Source organism: Anaerozeibacter quisquiliarum (genome assembly GCF_051162045.1).
GTDB classification, from domain to species: Bacteria; Bacillota; Clostridia; order Christensenellales; family Aristaeellaceae; genus Anaerozeibacter; species Anaerozeibacter quisquiliarum.
Genome location: NZ_JBISDI010000066.1, coordinates 1 through 8489, shown reverse-complemented (window position 1 = coordinate 8489; position 8489 = coordinate 1). Strand labels below are relative to the sequence as shown.

At 64.3% G+C, this 8489-nt stretch carries 6 protein-coding genes, 1 tRNA gene and 1 pseudogene; 6 read left to right on the top strand and 2 right to left on the bottom strand.

Going from position 1 to position 8489, the window contains the following annotated elements:
* Positions 1-104: 104 nt before the first annotated feature.
* Positions 105-190: transfer RNA gene (locus ACH6CV_RS17785), tRNA-Leu, on the bottom strand.
* Between the two features lie 196 nt (positions 191-386).
* Here ACH6CV_RS17785 and ACH6CV_RS17780 point away from each other — a divergent pair.
* From ACH6CV_RS17780 to ACH6CV_RS17760, 5 genes are all read left to right on the top strand, one after another.
* Complete coding sequence (locus ACH6CV_RS17780) at positions 387-968, top strand: RNA polymerase sigma factor (protein WP_456359561.1); 582 nt, start codon at positions 387-389, stop codon at positions 966-968.
* Positions 969-998: 30 nt separating this feature from the next.
* Positions 999-2294 carry a DUF4349 domain-containing protein gene (locus ACH6CV_RS17775; RefSeq protein ID WP_456359560.1) on the top strand — a complete coding sequence of 432 codons (1296 nt, stop codon included), beginning with the start codon at positions 999-1001 and terminating at the stop codon, positions 2292-2294.
* Between the two features lie 91 nt (positions 2295-2385).
* Entirely contained in the window at positions 2386-3066 is a 681-nt protein-coding gene (locus ACH6CV_RS17770; protein ID WP_456359559.1) for an SIMPL domain-containing protein, read from the top strand.
* A 262-nt stretch (positions 3067-3328) separates the two neighbouring features.
* Positions 3329-4246: a helix-turn-helix transcriptional regulator gene (locus ACH6CV_RS17765; RefSeq protein WP_456359558.1), complete on the top strand. Its 918-nt coding sequence runs from the start codon at positions 3329-3331 to the stop codon at positions 4244-4246.
* A 128-nt stretch (positions 4247-4374) separates the two neighbouring features.
* Positions 4375-4950, top strand: coding sequence for a hypothetical protein (locus ACH6CV_RS17760; protein WP_456359557.1), 576 nt, complete (start codon positions 4375-4377; stop codon positions 4948-4950).
* Here the strand turns inward: ACH6CV_RS17760 and ftsH are convergent.
* Positions 4928-6748, bottom strand: a complete 1821-nt coding sequence (ftsH, locus tag ACH6CV_RS17755) for an ATP-dependent zinc metalloprotease FtsH (RefSeq protein ID WP_456359562.1) — start codon at positions 6746-6748, stop codon at positions 4928-4930. The two genes, ACH6CV_RS17760 and ftsH, sit on opposite strands and share 23 nt — an antisense overlap.
* Before the next feature lie 474 nt (positions 6749-7222).
* On the opposite strand from ftsH, the pseudogene ACH6CV_RS17750 reads away from it, so the two are divergent.
* A pseudogene (locus ACH6CV_RS17750) lies at positions 7223-8489 on the top strand (hypothetical protein); the annotation flags it as partial.

Sequence of the window (8489 nt, the reverse complement as noted above, 5' to 3'; positions counted from 1 at the left end):
TAAAAGTACGTGTGTTCGCGTCATGATGCGAACCAAAATGTCCAGGAACCCAGCAACCACGGGCTTTTCATGAGAAAAGGCCCGTCCTCATTGGACGAGCCTTTTGGTGCCGGAAGTGGGACTTGAACCCACACGGTGTCGCCACCAACGGATTTTGAGTCCGTCACGTCTGCCATTCCATCATTCCGGCAAGCGTGTATTATTGTAGAGCATTCACGGGGAAAAAGCAAGAGCAATTTTCTGACCGCGTGAAATTTTCCGAACCTTGCAACCAAGCGCCCGGTCGTGCGTCCAATGGTAGAAAGTGTTTGGGGTTGGCTTTTGCGTGCGGAGCGTATATAATAGGGATGGGCGCGCTCCGCGCGCCGAGAAGCGAGGTGAACAACTTGCAGAGTGACGGCGATTCGCAATTGCTTAAGCAGGCATCCCGCGGGGACGCGGCGGCGTTTGAGCAATTGATGCGCGCGCATGAGGGCCGCATGTACGCGGTGGCGCTGCGCATGTGCGGCAACCGCGAAGACGCGCTGGACTGTGTGCAGGAGGCCATGCTGCGCGTGTACCGCGCCATGGACGGCTTCAAGGGCCAGTCCTCGTTTGCCACTTGGATCTATCGGATTACCATGAACACCTGCCTCGACGAGCTCAGGCGGCGTAAGGTGCGCCAGGCCTCGTCGCTCGACGCGTTGCTGGACGCCGGCTGGTCGCCCGCCGACGAAGAGGATACCCCCGAAAACCATTCGATCGCGTCGGAGCAGAGGCGTACGCTCGAGCGGGCGATCGCGGATCTGCCCGAGGACATGCGCGCCGCGATTGTGTTGCGCGACGTGCAGGGATTCAGCTACGACGAGATTGCGACGATGCTTACAGCCAACGTCGGTACGATCAAGTCGCGCATCAGCCGTGGGCGCGAAAAACTGCGCGAGGTGCTGCTTCGCCAACCGGAACTTTTTGGACGGTACCCAGTCTAACAGGCAGAGAGAAAGAAGGGAGGGGAGCGCATGAACAGCCAGGTGGATTGCAAGTTTTTTGAGGAGCATTTGGACGCGTATCTGGACAGCGAGCTGGATCAGGAGATGCGCGGCCGGATGATCCGCCACGCCGATCAATGCCCCGATTGCGGCGAGCGCCTGGAGAGCATGACGCGCCTCTTGACGATGTGCGCGGAGCTCGACGAGGGGCTCACGGTGCCGCTGGATGTTGCGGCCGCGTGGCGGCGCGCGGTACGCGAGGAAGCGCGGGCGGCCCTACACAAAGCGCCCCGGCGCAATGGCAGAGTGGTCGTGCGCGCGCTGTCCGCGGTGGCGGCGGCCGCGGCGCTGCTGGTGGGCGGCACGTTCGCCTACCGCATGGGCGCGCTGCCGACGGACGCGCCGATGCCCTACGGCGCGCAGCCGAGCGGCGCGGCCTATGAGATAGAAGAGGCCTTTGACGAAGCGCAAGCTCCGTCCGCGGCTGCTCCGTCGCCGCAGCGCAAGGCCGCGGCGGGCGGCTCGGTGATGGTGGCGTCCGACGGTCCGGTAAATGACAGCTATGTGGCGGGGGAGCCGAACGCCGATGCCGGCGAACGGCAGAAGGTGGTCATCCGCAGCGCCGAGCGCGGCTTTGAGTCGTCCGCATTCGACCAGACCATGCAATCGATCGGCGAGTTGGTCAGCGATTTCGACGGCCGGATCGAGCGCTCGAGCGTAAGCGGTCAGCCGCTGGAACCGGGCCAGTCCACCGGCCGGCGCGCCAGCCTGACGGTGCGCGTGCCGGTGAGCGTGCCGGGCGAGGAGGCGAACCTCGACAAATTCCTGACCTCGCTCGACGCGGTGGCGACGCTCACCTACAGGAGCGAGCTGGCGGACGATATCTCGAGCATCTACTACGACGTCAAATCGCGGCTGGAATTCTCCCGCGCGCAGCTCAAGCGCCTGAATGAGTTGGTCACGACGGCGGCGAGCCTCGAGGAAATGCTGATGCTGCAAGACAAGGTCTACGAGGTGCAGCAGGAGATCGACCAGATGGAGGGGCAGATGCGCGGCTGGGACAGCTACGCGGCCGACGCCACCGTATCGATCGAGTTGAGCGAGGTGCCGGCGCGCGACCAGGTGCAGAAGATCGACGGGACGCTTGAAAAGCGCGTACGCGACGCGTTCTACGCCTCGATCAACTGGCTGAGCGCTTTTATGCAGGACGCGGCGGTGGTGCTGGCGATGGCGGTGCCCGCGCTGGTGGTGGCCATCCCGATCATCATCGTGGTATGGGTGATCGCAGCGGCGGTCAAACGGCGCAGGCGGCGCAGGGGCAAGTAAGTTCTCAGACGCAAAAGATGGAACTGGCTGTGGTCTTGCGATGGGCAGTTCCATTTTTATACCCTGACAAGATGGAAATGGAGGGAAAATCATGAAGAAATTGGCGGTTATGGTCCTTGCGGCGGTATTGGCGCTGGCGCTTCCGGCTACTGCCCTGGCGGCGCAGGTAACGGCGGTGGGCGCGGGCCAGGTGCGGGTGACGCCCGACGTCGCCACGCTGAATGTAGGCGTCTCGGAGACCAACGCGGACGTTACGAAGGCGCAGCGCTCGGTCAACCGGCGCATCGAGGCGGTGCGTAAGGCGCTTGTGGGCAAGGGCGTGGCGCGCGAGGACATCGCGGTGAGCAGCCTGTACCTGTACTCGAATTACGACTATTCCGAGGGCGTGGAGAAGATCACCGGCTACAACGTGTCGCACCAGTTGGCGATTACCGTGCGCGAGCTCGACAGGCTGGGCGCGCTGATCGACGCCGCGCTGGGCGCGGGCGCGAATCAGCTGAGCGGCGTGAGCTTCGAACTCAAGGACAACGCCGCGGCCTACGCCCGCGCGCTTGCGCTCGCGACAGAGAACGCCACCCAACATGCCCAGTCGATGGCCGAGGCCGCCGGGCTCACGCTGGGCGCGCTGACCCAGCTGACCGAAAGCCCGAACGGCTACGCGCCCCTGTACGCCGAGGGCGAGCGCGACGGCGCTTCGCCGGCCGGCACCTCGGTGGACGTGGGCGACCTGGTCATCAGTACCAGCGTGACCGCGGTATACGAGGCGAAGTAAGCGGATTGAAAGAGGACGGGGCCGGGGTTATCCCCGCGAAGTCCGGAGATTGCATCGAAGGCGCAGGCGTTGTCGAGCCGCGCGCAAGCGCGTGTTTTGTACGCCGCGAAGAATTTCCCCCGACTGACCGCTTGCGGTCGGTCGGGGGAAATTCTTCGCGTTTTGGGGCCGGGCGATGGTATAGCCGCCGTCGGTGACGAGGCTTGCATTGTGCATATCGTTGCACTATAATGGCGGTATGACATTGCCGGGAGGCGCCGCCATGGAATACATGACCATCAAGGAAGCCGGCGCGCGTTGGGGAACCGGCACCCGCATCATCACGGTGTACTGCGTGGAAGGCCGGATCGCCGGCGCGGTAAAGAAAGGCAACCTGTGGCTGATTCCCGCGGACGCCGCGAAGCCCGCGGACAGGCGGCGGAAGAGGCAGGCGTCCCCCGAGCCCACCCCGCCGCCGCACGAGGATAAGGCGCTGTTTGCCCGGCTCTTCCAGCGCCTCCCCTATCCGATGCACATATGCGCGCCGGACGGCACGATGCTGTTCGCGAACGAGGCCTTTTTCCGGTTTGTCAAGGCCCCGGCAGCAGGCTTGATAGAGAATAACAACATATTGAACAATCCCAACCTCGAGCGATGGGGCGTCAAGGATTTCGTGCTGCGGGCCTATCAGGGCGAGGTCGTCCACGCCTATGATGTGAAGGTGCCGCTTCAGGAGCTTGTCGCCAAGTATGGCGGCCATGCGCAATCGCTCTCAGAAAGCCTGTACCACAACATGACCGCCTTCCCCATCTTCGATGAATGCGATCAACTGGCATATGTCGCGACGGTGTTTACTACTTCCAGGCACTATCAGGGCAGGGAAGAAGTAATCAAGGGCAAAGAATATCTCGACGGGCAATGGAAGGAGGATTTCGACGCCGACCGACTGGCGGACATCGTGCATGTGAGCCGCTATCACTACACCCGCCTGTTCAAGGAGCACGTCGGCATGACGCTCCACAGCTACCACAGGCGCGTGAAGCTGAACAAGCTCAAGGAACTGCTGTGCGACGAAAACCTCACGATCACCCAGGCCTTCGACGCCTGCGGCGCGGACTACAACGGACATCTGGCAAAGGCGTTCAAGAAGGAAACGGGCATGACGCCCTCAAAGTATCGGGCGATGATGACAGAGAAATAGAAAATACCGCGAATCCCGCGCCCGGCGGACAGCGGTTCAAAGAATGGAGCATCTCCCCGACCGTCGACTTTGCGGGCGGTACAACTGCGGCCTTGCCCGCGTCCCCGCCGGACCCGACGCCTCCGCCCGTGGAGGACGGAATCGGCGCGAAGCTTGAGGCGCGGAAGCTGTCCGTGCCGCTCTGCGGAACCGGCCGTTCGACGATCGACCTTAGGCTGATCCTGAGCAAGGGCGAGGGCGATGCGGTCCTCGAATCCGCGCGCTTTACGGACGCCAAGACCGCCGCCTGCTTCGGCCTCGAGGTCGTGGACTACCGCACGCTGACCATCGCGCGCGACCCGGACGCCGCCATCACCGGCTCCGTCTATACATCCGCCATCGAGCTTACACTGCGCGAGCGGCAGGATCGATCCGCTGCGCCCGGCGGGCGCGCTGGTCTTGAAGCCGTCGGTGGCGGGGATGGACGAGCGGCGGTCGAACGTGACGGCGACCGAAGGCAAGGGCAAAGCCAAGGGCGATCAGACCGGGCAATTTGCCATCACGTTTCGTACCCCGTTCCCCGCGTTTGGGTGCCGGATACGGCGGCACGGGGTTTGGGGTTGGGGTCAAGCCCCAAACCCCGCCGGGGCCACAGCCCGGACCCATCAACGCTCACGCGGGCGGCTGCGGCACTTTTCGCCCTTACCCCTTCAACATCCGCATAAACGTCTCGCCCGAAATGGTTTCCTTCTCGAGCAGGTATTGCGAAATTCTATCGAGCGCCGCGCGGTTGCCCGACACCAACGCCGTCGCGGCGTCGTAGCACTCGGCGATGATGCCGCGCACTTCCTCGTCGATCGACGCGCCGGTCGCTTCCGAGCAGGTGAGCACCTTGCGGCCGTCAAGGTACTGGTTTTGTGTGCTCTCGAGGCCCATCATGCCGAACTTGTCCGACATGCCGTACTGCGTCACCATGCTGCGGGCCAGTTGCGTGGCGCGCTCGATGTCGTTGGACGCGCCGGTGGAGGCGTCGCCGAACGCCACCTCCTCGGCGGCCCGGCCGCTCAGCAGCGTGATGATTTGCGCCTTCAGTTCGCCTTCGGTGAGCAGGTAGCGCTCCTCCTCGGGCACCTGCATCGTGTAGCCCAGCGAGCCCATCGTGCGGGGCACGATCGTGATCTTCTGCACGGGCGCGCTGTCCTTTTGCAGCGCGCCGGCCAGCGCGTGGCCCACCTCGTGGAAGGCCACTCTGCGCCGCTCCGCCCCGTTCATGATGCGGTCCTTCTTTTCCTTGCCCGCAATCACGACCTCCACGGCTTCCATCAGATCCTCCTGCATGACCTCGGCCCGGTTCATGCGTACCGCGCGCAGCGCGCCCTCGTTGATCATGTTGGCCAGATCGGCGCCGGTCGCGCCGCTGGTGGCCAGCGCAATCTCGCGCAGGTCGATGTCCGCGCCCAGCTTGACCTTCGCCGCATGCACTTTCAAGATCGCCTCGCGGCCGGTCAGGTCGGGCTTCTCCACGATCACGCGCCGATCGAAGCGGCCGGGGCGCAAGAGCGCCTTGTCCAGCGTCTCGGGGCGGTTGGTGGCCGCCAGCACCACGATGCCCCTGCTGCCGTCAAAGCCGTCCATCTCGGCCAGCAGCTGGTTGAGCGTCTGCTCGCGCTCGTCGTTGCCGCCCATCTGGCTGTCGCGCGACTTGCCGATGGCGTCGATCTCGTCGATAAAGATGATGCAGGGCGCGGCCTTCTTCGCCTCCTCGAACAGGTCGCGCACGCGGCTCGCGCCCACGCCCACGAACATCTCCACGAATTCCGAGCCGCTGAGCGAGAAGAATGCGACCTTCGCCTCGCCGGCGACCGCCTTGGCGAGCAGCGTCTTGCCGGTGCCCGGCGGGCCCACGAGCAGCGCGCCCTTGGGCTGCTTCGCGCCGATGCGCTGGTACTTCGCTGGATCGTGCAGGTAGTCCACGATCTCCATCAGGCTCTCCTTGGCCTCGTCCTGGCCGGCCACGTCGGCGAAATTGACGCCGGTCGAGGCTTCAAGGTCGTACTTCTTGGCCTTTGACTTGCCTACGCCCATGAGCCCGCCCATGCCGCCCGCGCCTCCGCGCGCCCCCATCACCTTGCTCAGCAAGTGGAACGTGAAGTACATGATAACGACCGGGATGATCCAAGTGGAGATGAAGTCCACGATGGGGTTGGCCCGCTCGATGGGCCGGAAGAACTCCACCTTGTTATCCAGCAGCAGCTTCGTCAGCGACGGGTCGTCCACGCGGCCCGTGTAGTAAACCGCGCTCTTAAGCAGTCGCTGCACTTGCGCCGCGTCCTCAGCCGAACCTTCGGGTTCGCCCTCGTCGGCGCTCAGAATCTTCGCAACCGTGGCCGCGTCCAAATCCCCCTTCAGCCAGAACAGCAGTTGGTCGGGCTCGATCCGCACCGTCCTGACGTTGCCGCTTTCCACCAGCCTGACGAATTGGCTGTACTCGATCGGCACCCTGCCGTTCGTAATGAAGGACATCGACAAAATGTTGAACAGAAACGTCAACAAGAAGAACGCGGCGATCCAGCGTCCGCTGCGCCCGGGCTGTCCGCCGGCGGGCGGGCTGCCCGGTCCTTGCCGCTGCGGCAAGGTGTTTTTACGATCCCCGGTATTCATTTCGGTCAGATTGTCCTTGGGCTGCCTGTCGCCCGAATGTGCTTCGCCCACGCGCGATCCCAACCTTTCTGATGGTAAATTTCATTATTTATCATATAAACACAATTCCATGGGGCAAAGCAAGGGCGTAGACAAAATTCAACATGGAACAGGACAATCTTGCTTGCGAAAACGCTCGATCGTCGCGCTCCGCGCCCGCCGGGGAGGGGTGGGGAGTCCCGCGGGCCGACAGGCAGGCGGCTGCGTTACTCCCTCGCGCGACATGTTAAAAAAGAATTGCTTCTTATGAAGACATATGATATACTTAATCCGTATATCCGGGGAGGAGTGGTGTGCGTGCAGGCCGAATGGAGTGCCTCGCTGATATCCAGGCGCGGGGACCGCGACTATATGATGCGCTCTGAAAAACGCCCCGGCCGCCAGGGGGCGGCTCCGCCGCCGCGCCGCCGACGCAAGAAGCCGACGCGCCACCCGGTCTATGCGCTGATTACCATCTTGCTGCTCGTGACGCTCTACCCGGCGGGTTTGGTACTGCTGTGGGTGCGCAAGCTGCGCTGGCGCAGTGCGACCAAGCTTACGCTGTCGCTGGTCACGGGCGTCGCGTTCTTCGCGCTGGCGGCGTTCGCGCTCAACGCCCCGGTGGACAACCCGTTGCTGACGGACGTGCAGGCGCGCGCCAAGGGGCAGCTGACCCGCGTAACGCGCGCGGTGCACGCCGCGGTGTCCAACAAAGAGGCAATCGAGCACAACCTGACCGTGGAAGGGCCGCGCGCCGTGAACCTGGCGTCGAACGCGGCGACGCGCTCGCTGGTCGCGGGTGTGCGCCAGACCCAGGACAACCTGCAGATCGTCTACAACCGCGCGGACATGATGCTGGAAAGCGCGCTCAATCACATGAGCCGCGAGGGGTGGGCGCTGCTGGAGTCGGCCAATATGCTGCCGCCCGCGACGCCTCCGCCTGCGCGCAAGCCGGCGGCTGCGGCGACGCCCGCGCCTACGGCCACACCCAGTCCCACGGCGGCGCCTACGCCCGAGCCCGAGGCGGTCGGCGCGTTCGCCCATATGGATATGGCCACGCCTGCCTTGACCGACGTGACCGTCACGCCGGGCGTGTCGGTGGTGCAATCGCCGGTTGCGCCTTCGCCCACACCGGTGGTGCCGACGCCCACGCTGCGGCCGACGCCCACGCCCACGCCCAGTCCCACGCCGGTCGTGTTGCCGGCGGTCAAACCGTTTGGCGAGACGAAGGTGTACTTCTTTGATCGGAGCAAGTTCTACCACATGCGCCCGACCTGTGGCAGCATGCACGACGCGCCGGCGCGCACGCTGGCGGAAGCGAAGGAGAAAAACAAGAAGCGCTGCAACGCCTGTAAGGCCCCCGACCTCAAGCTGCTGGAGGCGGAGATGGCGGTCTGGTGCGGCACGGACAATGTGTTTCACATCACGGACGAATGCGCGGCGCTGACCGAGCGCTGGACGGGCATGACGTTCGAGGAGGCGTGGCTCGAGGAGGGCATGAGCGGCTGTATCCTGTGCGGGGCCGACCTGTACGCACAGGAGGGGAAGAAGGCCGTCGCCGCGACGCCCGCGCCCGCGCCGGTGG

Bases quoted from the DNA above. Each gene is read 5' to 3' on its own strand.
- ACH6CV_RS17765 (WP_456359558.1), top strand. From the start codon at position 3,329: ATGGAATACATGACCATCAAGGAAGCCGGCGCGCGTTGGGGAACCGGC.
- ACH6CV_RS17770 (WP_456359559.1), top strand. From the start codon at position 2,386: ATGAAGAAATTGGCGGTTATGGTCCTTGCGGCGGTATTGGCGCTGGCG.
- ftsH (WP_456359562.1), bottom strand. From the start codon at position 6,748: ATGTCCTTCATTACGAACGGCAGGGTGCCGATCGAGTACAGCCAATTC.
- ACH6CV_RS17775 (WP_456359560.1), top strand. From the start codon at position 999: ATGAACAGCCAGGTGGATTGCAAGTTTTTTGAGGAGCATTTGGACGCG.